We start from the raw sequence: 13,245 nt of genomic DNA on the forward strand, positions 1-13,245 counted from the left end.
AATGGCAAAAAATAATAGTAACGACGATTTAGTAGTAAATATCATTAAGGGAATTGAAGATGTAAAAGGAGCTGATATAGATATTTTAGATCTTAGAGAAATTGATAACACAGTATGCGATTATTTCATTGTTTGTAATGGTAACTCTAATACCCAAGTAGTTGCAATCGCAAATTCCATTCAGAAAGTGGTGTCTAAAGAACTGAAAGAAAAACCGTGGCATGTGGAAGGCTTAGAAAATGGGGAATGGGTGTTGATGGATTTTGTAAATGTAGTAGTACACGTTTTCCAAACACATATCCGTGAATATTATAATATAGAGAGCCTTTGGGGTGACGCAAAAATAACTTCAATAGAAAGTAAATATTAGAAAAAAATTATGTCTGAAAATAAAAGTCCAAAAGTAAAATTTAGTCCGTGGTTAATATACGGACTTATTCTTGGTGTATTCCTTTTAATCAATGTGTTTGGGAATGGATTTAACTTTAGTAATCCAAAACCAACCACTTTGTCTAAATTCTATGAGTTTTTAGAATCTGGTCAAGTGGATAAAGTGATTTTTAGCAATACCAAAGCCCAAGTATTTCTGAAAAAAGAAGCTTTAGGAAATAAAGAGCACAAAGATGCTAAAAACGATGTGATGGGTAACCTAAATGAAAAAGGGCCTCATTATTATTTTGAAATTGGTGATTTAAAGACCTTTCAAGAAAGTTTAAAAGCAGCTTACGATAAAAAATTGTTAAATACGTATGCTAAAGAGCCAGAAGGTATTTGGGGTGATATTTTGTCTTTATTGCTTCCTTTTCTTTTGTTAGCGGGTCTTTGGATTTTTATGATGCGAAGAATGTCGGGTGGTTCTGGAAGTGGCGGTGGTCAAATTTTTAGTATTGGTAAATCCAAAGCAAAACTATTTGATGAAAAAAATGATGTTAAAGTGACCTTTGAAAATGTAGCAGGTCTTGAAGGGGCAAAAGAAGAGATACAAGAAATTGTTGAGTTCTTGAAAAATCCTGAAAAATATACTTCAATTGGTGGTAAAATACCTAAGGGTGCATTATTAGTTGGACCTCCAGGAACAGGGAAAACCTTATTGGCTAAAGCAGTAGCAGGAGAAGCAAAAGTACCTTTCTTTTCTTTGTCAGGTTCTGATTTTGTGGAAATGTTTGTAGGTGTTGGAGCTTCACGTGTGAGAGATTTATTCAAACAAGCAAAAGAGAAATCACCAGCGATTATTTTTATTGATGAGATTGATGCGGTAGGTAGAGCACGTGGTAAAAATAATATGTCAGGTTCTAATGATGAAAGAGAAAATACGCTGAATCAGTTATTGACTGAAATGGATGGTTTTGGAACCAATACAAACGTTATCGTTTTAGCGGCTACCAATAGAGCTGATGTGTTGGATAAGGCATTGATGCGTGCTGGACGTTTTGATAGACAGATTTATGTTGATCTGCCAGACATCAGAGAGCGTAAAGAAATTTTTGAAGTACATTTAAAACCAATAAAAAAATCAGAAGAATTAGATACGGAATTTTTAGCGAAACAAACTCCTGGGTTTTCTGGTGCTGATATTGCAAATGTGTGTAATGAAGCGGCCTTAATTGCTGCTAGGAAAGATAAAAAAGCTGTTGATAAGCAAGATTTTTTAGATGCTGTTGATCGAATTGTAGGTGGTTTGGAGAAAAAGAATAAGATTGTTACTCCAGAAGAAAAAAGAGCTATTGCTATTCATGAAGCGGGTCATGCAACAGTGAGTTGGATGTTAGAACATGCAGCACCTTTAGTAAAAGTAACGATTGTTCCAAGAGGGCAAAGTTTAGGAGCGGCTTGGTATTTACCAGAAGAAAGATTAATTGTGCGACCAGAACAAATGCTAGATGAAATGTGCGCTACTATGGGAGGACGTGCAGCTGAAAAAGTAATATTTAATAAAATTTCAACTGGAGCTTTGAGTGACTTAGAAAAAGTTACCAAACAAGCTCGTGCTATGGTTACCATTTATGGATTGAATGATAAATTAGGCAATATAACGTATTATGATTCTTCAGGACAAAGCGAATACAATTTTTCAAAACCGTATTCTGAAGAAACGGCAAAAGTAATTGATAGTGAAATTTCTTTATTAATTGAAACACAATATAAGAGAGCGGTTCAATTATTAGAAGAAAATAAAGATAAATTAATCCAGTTGGCTGATATTTTAATTGAAAAAGAGGTCATTTTTAAAGACGATTTAGAAACTATATTTGGAAATAGGCCACACGAAAAAACAATTGAAATCACTACAGAATAGGTTGTTATAAATTACAGTCGAGTCAATTTTAAAAAAACTTGGTTCTTTATCCGTAAAGAACTAAGTTTTTTTTTATCTTTGGTTCGCGCAAGTATCAATTACCTACTAAAAATACATGAGTCTTTTTAGAAAACTTTTTGGAAACTCTGGTCATACATCAAAGGGCAATAAAGATGATGAGAAAAGCCCTTATGCACCAGAAGTTAAACTACCCATTGATGAAATGTTTACCCACCACTTTAAAAAAAATGGTGGGAAGTTTATATATTGTGAAAATTTAAATGAAGTAGGAGAAAATTTCATTAATATATTAGAGGAGAATGATTGGTTCGAAAGTGAGGTTATGTGTTATGAACCTCAATTATTTCATTTGTTAGAGGAAAATAAGTTGACTTACAAAAACCCTTCAAATGGCGCAAAATTTTATTTTTCAACTTGTGAAAATTTAATTGCGGATGAAGGTTCTGTACTTTTTTCTTCCAATCAATTAAAGCATTATAGACCTGCAGATTTACCTACTAATATGGTTGTTTTAGCTACTACGAGTCAATTAGTGGCTAATAAAAGTGAAGGATTACGTCATATTAAGAAAAAGTATGAAAAAGAATATCCAACAAATATTACTACAATAAAATACTTCGAAAAAGTGAAGGAAGAAGATTTTTTGCACTATGGTAGTAGTCATAAAAATTTATACTTGCTTTTATTAGAAGATCTTTAATATGAATGAAACATTAAAGAGGGCAATTTCAGGTACTGTTTATATTGTCTTGTTATTAAGCTGTATCCTATATTCTAAAGAGAGTTTAGCTATTCTTTTTGGTGTTTTTTTGATTATTGCAGTTTATGAGTTCTGCAAATTAGCTAACTTGAATTATTTTGTAAGTGTGCCAATAGCTTTGCTACTGTATTATTTTTTATGGGATAAAAATAAAATTGATATTTGGATTTGGACTGCAATTAGCTTATTCTCTGTGATTATGGCAATAAAGCTATTGTTGTATCTTTATGATGCTAAGAAGACTAAATTTAAATTAGGTACGCGTTATGTATTGTTGTTAGGCTATGTAATTGTTCCATTTATCTTGACAAATTATATTTGCATTGGAAAAGGCAACAAATACAATGAAAAGATTTTAATTACTATTTTTATTTGTATTTGGACAAATGATACTTTTGCTTATTTAGTAGGTAAAAATTTTGGTAAAAGAAAATTATTTCCCAGTGTTTCTCCTAAAAAAACAATTGAAGGTTTTGTTGGAGGAATGATTTTTACAATTATTTGTAGTGTAATTTTATCTAAATACTATATTGAAACAAAAAATATATACATTTGGATAATAATTGCTATAATTGTTAGTATTTTTAGTACACTTGGAGATTTGATAGAATCAAAATTGAAGCGTGTTGCTCAAATCAAAGATTCTGGAAATATTATGCCAGGTCACGGTGGAATTTTAGATCGTTTAGATAGTATTATATTTGTAGTGCCATTTATTAATTTGTTTTATTTAATTTTATATTATGTTTCATAAAGAAGGAGCCAAAATTATTTTAATAACGCTTATTTTAGTTGTAGCAGTTATTTTTGCGTCAGATTTGATAGCTATCCAATGGTTAAGAATTGGTTTAATTGTTCTTGCTCTTGTTTTTTTAGTGTTGATTCTTCAGTTTTTTAGAAACCCAAAAAGAGAGGCAGACAATAGTGATAACCATATTTTAGCACCAGTTGATGGTAAAGTAGTGGTTATTGAAGAAGTATATGAACCTGAATATTTTCAAGACAAACGATTAATGGTTTCTATTTTTATGTCTCCCATAAATGTACATGTTACCCGTTATCCTGTTAATGGAGTAGTAAAGTATAGTAAATATCATCCTGGTAAATATTTGGTAGCTTGGCATCCAAAAGCGAGTGAAGAAAATGAACGTACAACTGTTGTGATTAATAATCGTATTTACGGTGAGATTATGTATCGTCAAATTGCGGGTGCTTTAGCGAGACGAATTATCAATTATGCGAAAGAAGGAATGCGAGCAGTTCAAGGAAAAGATGCTGGATTTATTAAGTTTGGATCAAGAGTTGATATTTACTTGCCTCTTGGAACTGAAGTTAATGTGAAACTAGGGGAAAAAGCAATAGGAGCTAAAACAGTTATTTGTAAAAAATAAATGAGTAATAAAGATTTAGATACTTTATTTAAAGAAGCATTTGAAAATGCACAATTGGTGCCACAAGAATCGGTACCACAAGATATACAATTGGTTTTATATGGGTTGTATAAACAGGCTACAAGCGGTGAGTCTAATATTACCATTCAGAATCCTCAAGATTTAATCAATGCATTTAAATTGAATGCTTGGATTCAAGTCAAGCATCTTACAATTGAAGAAGCCAAGCAAAAATATATTGATATTATTAACGAATTAATGAGAGAACGTAATTTATGAGAAAACACTACTCTTATCTAATTCTTATTTTATTTATTTTTTCCTGTAAGGATAAAAGTAATTTAGTGGAAGTACAACTTCCAGAACCAGAAGAAACGGTTTCTGTGTCTTTTGGTAATCCTAATGACGTAAAAGCAAAAGGTAAAAGCTTTGAAATGGTGCCTTTGAAGTATGCTTATGATGCATTAAAACCAGCTATCGATGGTAAAACAATGGAATTACATTATTCGAAACATTATTTAGGATATACTTCCCTTTTGAACAAGCAAGTAGACGGTAATAAACAATGGGAGGGAAAAACCATAGAAGAAGTTTTGGCTAAAGTTGGTCCAGAAGAAATGATACTCAAAAATAATGCAGGAGGTTATTATAACCATTCTTTGTTTTTTGAAATTCTAAAACCAAAAGGAGCTAAATCGCCATCCGGTGAAATTTTGGAAGCCATCAATGCAAGCTATAGTTCTTTTTCGAATTTTAAAACTAAATTTCTAGCAGAAGGGAACAATCATTTTGGTTCAGGTTGGGTATGGTTGATAGTGACAAAAAATAAAGAATTGAAAATCGTTACAACATCTAATCAAGATAATCCATTAATGAATGATGCTAAAAGTAAAGGAATTCCTATTTTAGGTATTGATTTATGGGAACATGCTTATTATTTGCAATATCAAAACAATAGGAATGAGTATTTAGAGACTATATTTGATAGTGTTAATTGGACTGTAGTATCAAAAAAATATACTGTTGCTTTAGAAAATCTGATAAAACAGCCAATTTCTGTTTCTCCTGTAAAAAAGGAAATTTTAGTAAATGCTACCGTTATTTCAACAGAACCTAAAAAAACTGAGCCAGTAAAAGAAACAAAAGAATAAATTTATTATAGACTAAAAAAAGGGGTTGTATTACACAACCCCTTTTTTAGTTATTATCCGTTACAAGTTTATTTTTCGAAATCTTTTAAAGTGTTAATAATGATTCCAACGCAATCTAACAATTGGTATTCTGTCATTACTAATGGAGGTGCAAAACGAATGATGTTGCCATGTGTTGGTTTTGCCAATAGACCATTTTCAGCAAGCTTAACGCAAATGTTCCATGCTGTTTCACTTTCTTCACTATCATTGATAACTATAGCATTTAATAATCCTTTTCCTCTTACCAAAGAACAAATAGAACTGTTAGCAATGTATTTGTTTAATTCTGATCTGAATAATTGCCCTAAAGCTTCAGCATTAGACGCTAAATTTTCCTCTTTAACTACTTCTAAAGCTGCTATTGCAACCGCTGCGGCAACTGGATTCCCTCCAAAAGTAGAACCGTGTTGACCTGGTTTAATCACACTCATGATGGAATCATTTGCTAAAACTGCAGATACTGGATAAGCACCACCTGATAAAGCTTTACCTAAGATCAAAATATCGGGTTGTACATTTTCATGTTGTACCGCTAATAATTTACCAGTTCTAGCAACACCTGTTTGTACTTCGTCCGCAATAAATAAAACATTATTGGCTTCACATAATGCTTTGGCTTTGCTTAAATAACCTTCGTCTGGAACATAAACACCCGCTTCTCCTTGTATAGGTTCAACAAGAAAACCAGCTATATTTTTTGAAGAAGTTATTGCTTTTTCTAATGCATCAATATCGTTATACGCTATTTTGATAAATCCTGCAGTGTAGGGGCCAAAATTTTTACGCGCATTTTCATCATTTGAAAACGAAATAATTGTAGTAGTTCTTCCATGGAAATTGTTTTCGCAAACAATAATTTGTGCTTCATTTTCTGAAATTCCTTTCTTTTCATAAGCCCATTTTCTACAAATTTTTAATGCGGTTTCAACGGCTTCTGCACCAGTATTCATTGGTAATACTTTGTCAAAGCCAAAATATTCGGTAATGTATTTTTCGTAAACGCCTAATTTGTCGTTATAAAACGCTCTAGAAGTTAAAGTTAATGTTTGTGCTTGCAAAGTCATTGCATCTATAATTTTTGGATGGCAATGTCCTTGATTTACCGCAGAGTATGCAGATAAGAAATCATAATATTTTTTTCCTTCTACATCCCAAACAAATACACCTTTTCCTTTGCTTAAAACCACAGGTAGTGGATGATAATTGTGTGCACCAAATTTGTCTTCTAGTGCAATAGCTTCTGCCGAGCTCATTTTTTGTAAAACTGACATGATAAATTTATTAGATTATTAATCTTCAATTCCTTCTTAAAAGTGGAGAGAAATCATCCGTATTACAAATGTAAAAATTTTACTGCATCTAATCTTGTTTTATGCTTTTTTCTTCGCTTTTATAAAGCAAACAACCTCCATTTATCAAATAAATAGAGGTTGTTCTATGATTTGGGTTAATTGGGTTTTATACCAAAGTAGCCGATGATGTAATTTCAGTATCAAATAATTTTGAAATGGGACAATTTTCTTCTGCTTTTGTGACCAATTCTTGAAATTCAGTATCAGAAATGTTTTTTATTTTAGCTTCTACAGTTAAATGGGATTGAACAATTGTACCCTCTGTTAGTGTAATATCACATTTGGTTTTAATTTCATCAATAGTAAATCCTTTTTCACCAATAAAGGCAGATAATTGCATAGTAAAACATCCAGCATGAGCAGCAGCTACTAACTCTTCAGGATTAGTGCCTATCCCATCTTCAAATCGAGTTTTAAAAGAATATTGCGTATTGTCAAGTGTTTTACTTTGTGTTGAAATTGTTCCTTTTCCTGTTTTGACATCTCCGTTCCATACGGCTGTTGCATTTCTTTTCATGTTAATTTTTTTTATGTTATTCCTTAAAGTTACTTAAAATAACCCAATATCTATTGTGATTAACATTCTTATATGCTACATTTAAAAAACAATTAACTTTTGTGTAAGCTAAATTTCCATTTCTTTATATAAATCTAACAAATTAGTAACGGTATTCCAATTACGAACGGTAGCGGTTACTTGTAGTTTTTTTTCAATATATTTTTGATCAAATTTGGTCTTTCCAGCACCTTTATCGTATTTAATAAAAATTTTATTGTCATCAATTAAACATTCGTCAGGTTTTACTTGACTCATTTTTAAGTCATTTATCGCTTCTTTGGTTAGTGTTTTTGAAACAAAAGCAACATACAATTTTTTCGAATCGATATCTTTTTCTTGTAAAAACAAATTATTGGAAAAGCAGTCTTCTAAATCTTTTTTTTGAATGACAATTACTGGGACTTCATATCCAAAAGATTTAAAAATTTCTTGCTTAATTTGAAACCCTACTGCTGATGCATTTGCTTCTTCACTTTTTACAAATACATTTCCAGATTGAATGTATGTTTGAACCTCTTTAAAACCAATGTCTGTTAATGCTTTTTTTAGAGCATCCATTTTAATCATATTATGTCCTGAAACATTAATACCTCTTAAAAGCGCTAAATGAGTTGTCATCTTTTCTTGTTCTAATTAATTTATGATATAATATAGGTATTAAATTTAAATAATTTTCATCATATCATAAAAAATAGGTTTTAATTAATTGTTTTCAATGGATTTGAATTATAGAGTGTTTTTATTTTTTTGAAGTCTTATTTTCTTTCAAAAGAAATATAATTAGTAATGGTCCTAAACCATGACACAAACGAACCACTGTTTCAAAACCATATTGATGCAGTGTTTCTAAAGGGAAATCTGCTGAAAAATTAGCTGTAATTCTAGCAAAAGCAGTTAGAAAGCCCCAAAAAACAGCATAAATAGCAGTAGCTTTTGCTATTTTTTTAAGAAATAAAAAAGGAAGAATGAATACATCAATTATACCTGCAACCCATAAAAAAGAACGAGCTTGTTCTTCTGTAAGTCCTACTATAGAAATGGTCATGTCTATAAAATTACCAGGCACGGGATAAAAGCCTAAGGCATACAAACCGTGACACAAAAAGGTGAGTCCAACTAGTACTTTTAAAAACACCAATGCTTTTGATAATGAAAAAGACTTAGAATACGTATATAGTAATAGAACAGGCATTCCTAATTGCAAACTGTGTTCAAAATATTGTCCTATTTGGAAAAAAGACTCTTTGGTAAACAAAAAGACGACAAGAAATTGCCAAATCGTAATTATAGTTATAACTACTTTAATCCATTTTTTAGAATTTTGGTTATATGCAAGTACTAAGATGGAAGTAATAAAATAGAGTATTCCTATTCCTTTAATAATCCATTGAATTTTGGTATCCGTTTCAGTATTGCTAACAAAATCTTCCCAATCAATCTGAAACCAACTGAGAATTGGACGCATTAAGTTTTCATACCATAAAATGGCTCTGTATGGAACGTCCCAAAAAAAATGTTGATAGGCTCTTGCAATAAAAATGGTTACTACAGATAGTTTAAGAACAAAAATACTTTTAGAATTCATTATTTTTTTGAAAGCAATGATACACTTTTGATTTTTCTAAAACATTATTGAAATATGTCTATTTTGTTAAATAATTTTTAAGATTATTATAAAATCATTAAGTTTTTTTCAATACATATTTAGTTCTCTCAAACCAATTATTTTTACGTTGCAAACAAATAAAACAGTCATGAAAAAAAGTTACCTTTTATTTTTATTGTTAAGCTATCTTACGGGGTTTAGTAACAATGATAAATATCGTATTATCTTATCAGATAATCCAAGTACTACCATTACCATTGCATGGAATCAAATTTCGGGAACTAATCCAACGGTGTATTATGGAACTACCGATTTTGGAACCAATTGGAATTCCTATCCTAATACTAAAACCGTAAATCGCGCCATTTCTTATAGAGGTATGAATAATCAATTTGCTAGAATAACAGGTTTGTCCGCAAATACAGCCTATTATTTTGTAATTAAAGACAGTCAAGGAACAAGTCAGCGATTTTGGTTTAAAACAGCGCCTAATGATTTGAGTCGTTTGTCTTTTATTGCAGGTGGTGATTCTAGAAACAATAGAACGCCTCGTCAAAAAGCAAATAAATTAGTGGCCAAATTAAAACCGCATGCTGTTTTTTTTGGAGGTGATATGACAGATAGTGATAATGATGCCCAATGGAAAGAATGGTTTGACGATTGGCAATTAACCATTGCTTCAGACGGGAGAATGTTTCCGATTATTCCAGCTAGAGGAAACCATGAAGGTGCTTCTACCATTTATAATCTATTTGATACTCCTACTTCCGATTCGTATTATGCCATCACATTTGGTGCTAATTTAATACGTATGTACTCTTTAAACTCTGAAATTTCGGTAACAGGAAACCAAAACACATGGTTAAACAACGATTTGCAAAACCATACGAATGTAATTTGGAAAGGTGCACAATACCATAAACCGATGCGACCTCATAATGCTGCGAAATCGGAAGGGACAAGCGTATACAATGCTTGGGCACAAACTTTTTACAATAATGAAGTACGAATGGTGATCGATTGCGATTCGCATACAGTAAAATCCACTTGGCCTCTAAAACCATCCACACAAACGGGTAATGACGAAGGTTTTGTAAGAGATGATAATAACGGAACCGTTTATCTTGGTGAAGGGTGTTGGGGCGCACCTTTAAGAGCTAATGACGACAATAAAAGTTGGACTAGAAATTCTGGGTCTTTCAACCAATTCAAATTGATTTTTGTTGACCAAAATAAAATTGAAGCTAGAACGATTAAAATTGACAATGCAGATACGGTTGGGTCAGTGTCCAATTCTAATCCGTTTGTGTTACCAACCAATTTAGATGTATGGAATCCGAGTAATGGAGCTGTAGTCGAAATTTTTAAGAATACCTATCAAGCAGCACCTGAAATTGCATTGTTATCGATTACTAACGGACAATGTTATGATGACGGAAATAATATTGCTATAAATGTGAATGTAATTGAAGATGGAGGAGGAATTGTAGATGCTAAATTGTATATAAATGGAAATTATGTAGCTTCTGATGTTACTGCTCCTTATGCTTTTAACTATAATTTTGCTGCAGGTACACAAACGATAACCGTTGTAGTTACTGATACAACGAATAGAACAGCATCAATAGAAAAGTATATTTATGTAGAAAACTTTACCAATACGGAAACTTTTTCTATTCTTACAGGAGATGATGATGTGGAAGAAGCCCAAGATGGAAGGTTGTATACTGATAGTTCAGATTTAGAATTAACCTATGACAGTTATAACGGATTGTTATATCAAAATATCGGATTGCGATTTGTAAATATTCGTATTCCTCAAGGAGCCATTATCAATAGTGCTTACATTCAATTTACGGTAGACGAAGCCAATAGTGCTACTTGTGAATTAGAAATTGCGGTTGAAAATACAAGCGATGCTGCAGAATATGTAGAAGCTTTATCGTATGGAGTAAGTTCGAGAAACTACTATGGAACAACGGTGAGTTGGTCTCCAGTGGCTTGGCCAACAACCAATCAAAGTGGAACAGGGCAACGCACCCCTTCTTTGAAGAATTTAGTGCAATATTGTGTCAATAAATCCAATTGGCAAAATGGAAATGCCATTGCTTTTAAAATAAAAGGAAAGGGGGTTAGTTTGACCAATACTGCTGCCAAACGTGTCGCAGATTCTTTTGAAGGAGGTTCTGCCAAAGCACCAAAACTAGTAGTAAGTTATACCTATGGTTGTAATACTTTGGCTAAAAGCCAATTTGAAAACCAACCAGAATTAAATGTGAAAACAAATCCTAATGATTTAATACTTGATTATGCTGACGAAATGGAATCGGTAGCGGTGTATGAAATTACAGGTAAATTAGTATGGCAAAAAGAAAGTATTCTTCAAACTTCGGTTGTAATTGAAGGCATTCCAAGGAAAAATCAAGTTTTGTTGATTAAAGCACAAACTAAAGAAGGCAAAAGCATCACCAAGAAAATTATATTCTAAATAGAAAATTCTCTTTTTACTTTAAAACCCGATAGGTACTCTTACTTGTCGGGTTTTATTTTGATGTTTTTTGAATTATAATAAGGAAGAAAATAAAAAACGATATTTTTTTCTTAAACTATATCTATAAATGTACGCAATACTTTATTTTTGCGCTATGGGAAAAAAGAGAACAGAACGAATCGTATTCGAAAACGTAGAAGTCCTTGATGCAGGTGCAAAAGGCGTATCGGTAGCAAAAGCTCCAGATGGTAAGGTAATTTTTATACCTAATGTAGTTCCAGGTGATGTGGTAGATGTGCAAACCATGAAGAAAAGAAAAGCCTATTATGAAGGTAAAGCAACAGTCATTCATCAATTTTCTGAAGATAGAGTGGAAGCGGTTTGTCAACATTTTGGGGCTTGTGGTGGTTGCAAATGGCAAAATATGAACTACGACAAACAATTGTTCTATAAAAATCAAGAAGTATACAACAATCTCAAACGCATTGGTAAAATTGAAATGCCAGAATTCGAACCTATCTTGGGTTCTGAAAAGCAATTTTTCTATCGCAATAAAATGGAATTTGGTTTCTCAAATTCACGTTGGATGACAGATGAAGAGGTGAGAAGTGGTGCTACTTTTGAACATAAAAATGCTTTAGGGTTTCATATTCCAAGAATGTGGGATAAAATTTTAGATATTGAAAAATGTCATTTACAGCAAGATCCATCTAATGCCATTCGAAATGAAATTAAAGCATTTGCTGTGGCTAATGATTTAGAGTTTTATAATCCAAGAGCGCAAGAAGGTTTGTTACGTACGTTAATGATTCGTACCGCTTCTACAGGTGAAATCATGGTGTTGCTTCAGTTTTTTAAAGAAGATAAAGCACAAAGAGAATTAGTATTAGACTTTTTAGCCGAACGTTTTCCCGAAATTACGTCCTTATTGTATGTAATAAATGGCAAACCAAATGATACCATTTACGATCAAGATATTAAGCTTTACAAAGGGAGAGACTACATTTTAGAAGAAATGGAAGGGTTGCATTTTAGCATTAATGCCAAATCGTTTTACCAAACCAATTCAGAACAAGCTTACGAATTGTATAAAATTACTAGAGATTTTGCTGGTTTAACTGGTGAAGAACTGGTGTATGATTTATATACAGGTACAGGAACAATAGCACAGTTTGTTTCCAAAAAAGCGAAAAAAGTTATTGGAGTAGAAGCCGTTCCTGAAGCCATTGCAGATGCCAAAGAAAATGCGAAACGCAATCAAATCACGAATTGTGAGTTCTTTGTAGGGGATATGAAAAATGTATTTAACGATACATTTATTGCAACACACGGTCATCCAGATGTTATTATTACCGATCCACCTCGAGATGGAATGCATAAAGATGTAGTAGCACAAATTTTAAAAATTGCTCCAAAACGTGTGGTGTATGTGAGTTGTAATAGTGCTACTCAAGCGAGAGATTTAGCGTTGCTAGATGAGTTGTACAAAGTAGTTCGTGTGCGACCTGTGGATATGTTCCCGCAAACACATCATGTTGAGAATGTGGTACTTTTGGAAAAAAGATAATAAAAGACT

Annotated in this window: 13 protein-coding genes; 9 read left to right on the forward strand and 4 right to left on the reverse strand. The window is 32.2% G+C overall.

The window, feature by feature from the left end; translation table 11 throughout:
- The first annotated feature begins 1 nt into the window (after nucleotide 1).
- The 7 genes from rsfS (at nucleotide 2) to NHF47_RS07645 (ending at nucleotide 5,619) form a co-directional block, all read left to right on the forward strand.
- Entirely contained in the window at nucleotides 2-370 is a 369-nt protein-coding gene (gene rsfS / locus NHF47_RS07615) for a ribosome silencing factor (RefSeq protein ID WP_140999316.1), read from the forward strand.
- A gap of 9 nt (nucleotides 371-379) precedes the next feature.
- A complete protein-coding gene (ftsH, locus tag NHF47_RS07620; RefSeq protein WP_252764356.1) occupies nucleotides 380-2,296 on the forward strand; it encodes an ATP-dependent zinc metalloprotease FtsH in 1,917 nt (638 codons plus the stop codon).
- A 115-nt stretch (nucleotides 2,297-2,411) separates the two neighbouring features.
- Nucleotides 2,412-3,017 (forward strand): lactate utilization protein, encoded by a 606-nt coding sequence (locus NHF47_RS07625; RefSeq protein WP_252764357.1) that lies wholly within the window; start codon nucleotides 2,412-2,414, stop codon nucleotides 3,015-3,017.
- A 1-nt stretch (nucleotide 3,018) separates the two neighbouring features.
- A complete protein-coding gene (locus NHF47_RS07630) occupies nucleotides 3,019-3,831 on the forward strand; it encodes a phosphatidate cytidylyltransferase (protein ID WP_252764358.1) in 813 nt (270 codons plus the stop codon).
- A complete protein-coding gene (locus NHF47_RS07635) occupies nucleotides 3,821-4,468 on the forward strand; it encodes a phosphatidylserine decarboxylase family protein (protein ID WP_252764359.1) in 648 nt (215 codons plus the stop codon). Before NHF47_RS07630 ends, NHF47_RS07635 begins: the two co-directional genes overlap by 11 nt.
- Nucleotides 4,469-4,747: an acyl-CoA-binding protein gene (locus NHF47_RS07640; protein WP_252764360.1), complete on the forward strand. Its 279-nt coding sequence runs from the start codon at nucleotides 4,469-4,471 to the stop codon at nucleotides 4,745-4,747.
- Nucleotides 4,744-5,619: a superoxide dismutase gene (locus NHF47_RS07645; RefSeq protein ID WP_252764361.1), complete on the forward strand. Its 876-nt coding sequence runs from the start codon at nucleotides 4,744-4,746 to the stop codon at nucleotides 5,617-5,619. Before NHF47_RS07640 ends, NHF47_RS07645 begins: the two co-directional genes overlap by 4 nt.
- Nucleotides 5,620-5,687: 68 nt before the next feature.
- Here NHF47_RS07645 and rocD read toward each other — a convergent pair whose 3' ends face one another.
- From rocD to NHF47_RS07665, 4 genes are all read right to left on the reverse strand, one after another.
- Complete coding sequence (gene rocD / locus NHF47_RS07650; RefSeq protein WP_252764362.1) at nucleotides 5,688-6,932, reverse strand: ornithine--oxo-acid transaminase; 1,245 nt, start codon at nucleotides 6,930-6,932, stop codon at nucleotides 5,688-5,690.
- Between the two features lie 187 nt (nucleotides 6,933-7,119).
- Complete coding sequence (locus NHF47_RS07655) at nucleotides 7,120-7,530, reverse strand: OsmC family protein (protein ID WP_252764363.1); 411 nt, start codon at nucleotides 7,528-7,530, stop codon at nucleotides 7,120-7,122.
- A gap of 108 nt (nucleotides 7,531-7,638) precedes the next feature.
- The gene (locus NHF47_RS07660; protein ID WP_252764364.1) at nucleotides 7,639-8,190 is read right to left on the reverse strand and encodes a DUF1697 domain-containing protein; all 552 of its coding nucleotides are present in this window, start codon (nucleotides 8,188-8,190) and stop codon (nucleotides 7,639-7,641) included.
- A 121-nt stretch (nucleotides 8,191-8,311) separates the two neighbouring features.
- Entirely contained in the window at nucleotides 8,312-9,157 is an 846-nt protein-coding gene (locus NHF47_RS07665; protein WP_252764365.1) for a hypothetical protein, read from the reverse strand.
- A gap of 169 nt (nucleotides 9,158-9,326) precedes the next feature.
- Here NHF47_RS07665 and NHF47_RS07670 point away from each other — a divergent pair, with 169 nt between their 5' ends.
- Together NHF47_RS07670 and rlmD are read left to right on the forward strand one after the other, a co-directional pair.
- Complete coding sequence (locus NHF47_RS07670) at nucleotides 9,327-11,666, forward strand: fibronectin type III domain-containing protein (protein ID WP_252764366.1); 2,340 nt, start codon at nucleotides 9,327-9,329, stop codon at nucleotides 11,664-11,666.
- A 157-nt stretch (nucleotides 11,667-11,823) separates the two neighbouring features.
- A complete protein-coding gene (gene rlmD / locus NHF47_RS07675) occupies nucleotides 11,824-13,236 on the forward strand; it encodes a 23S rRNA (uracil(1939)-C(5))-methyltransferase RlmD (RefSeq protein ID WP_252766068.1) in 1,413 nt (470 codons plus the stop codon).
- Nucleotides 13,237-13,245: the final 9 nt, after the last annotated feature.

Origin of the sequence: Flavobacterium sp. NRK F7 (assembly GCF_024054195.1) — a bacterium.
Classification (GTDB): domain Bacteria; phylum Bacteroidota; class Bacteroidia; order Flavobacteriales; family Flavobacteriaceae; genus Flavobacterium.

What these genes read in the sequence shown, in the direction of transcription:
- rsfS (WP_140999316.1), top strand. Translation starts at nt 2, where the DNA reads ATGGCAAAAAATAATAGTAACGACGATTTAGTAGTAAATATCATTAAG.
- ftsH (WP_252764356.1), top strand. Translation starts at nt 380, where the DNA reads ATGTCTGAAAATAAAAGTCCAAAAGTAAAATTTAGTCCGTGGTTAATA.
- NHF47_RS07625 (WP_252764357.1), top strand. Translation starts at nt 2,412, where the DNA reads ATGAGTCTTTTTAGAAAACTTTTTGGAAACTCTGGTCATACATCAAAG.
- NHF47_RS07630 (WP_252764358.1), top strand. Translation starts at nt 3,019, where the DNA reads ATGAATGAAACATTAAAGAGGGCAATTTCAGGTACTGTTTATATTGTC.
- NHF47_RS07635 (WP_252764359.1), top strand. Translation starts at nt 3,821, where the DNA reads ATGTTTCATAAAGAAGGAGCCAAAATTATTTTAATAACGCTTATTTTA.
- NHF47_RS07640 (WP_252764360.1), top strand. Translation starts at nt 4,469, where the DNA reads ATGAGTAATAAAGATTTAGATACTTTATTTAAAGAAGCATTTGAAAAT.
- NHF47_RS07645 (WP_252764361.1), top strand. Translation starts at nt 4,744, where the DNA reads ATGAGAAAACACTACTCTTATCTAATTCTTATTTTATTTATTTTTTCC.
- rocD (WP_252764362.1), bottom strand. Translation starts at nt 6,932, where the DNA reads ATGTCAGTTTTACAAAAAATGAGCTCGGCAGAAGCTATTGCACTAGAA.
- NHF47_RS07655 (WP_252764363.1), bottom strand. Translation starts at nt 7,530, where the DNA reads ATGAAAAGAAATGCAACAGCCGTATGGAACGGAGATGTCAAAACAGGA.
- NHF47_RS07660 (WP_252764364.1), bottom strand. Translation starts at nt 8,190, where the DNA reads ATGACAACTCATTTAGCGCTTTTAAGAGGTATTAATGTTTCAGGACAT.
- NHF47_RS07665 (WP_252764365.1), bottom strand. Translation starts at nt 9,157, where the DNA reads ATGAATTCTAAAAGTATTTTTGTTCTTAAACTATCTGTAGTAACCATT.
- NHF47_RS07670 (WP_252764366.1), top strand. Translation starts at nt 9,327, where the DNA reads ATGAAAAAAAGTTACCTTTTATTTTTATTGTTAAGCTATCTTACGGGG.
- rlmD (WP_252766068.1), top strand. Translation starts at nt 11,824, where the DNA reads ATGGGAAAAAAGAGAACAGAACGAATCGTATTCGAAAACGTAGAAGTC.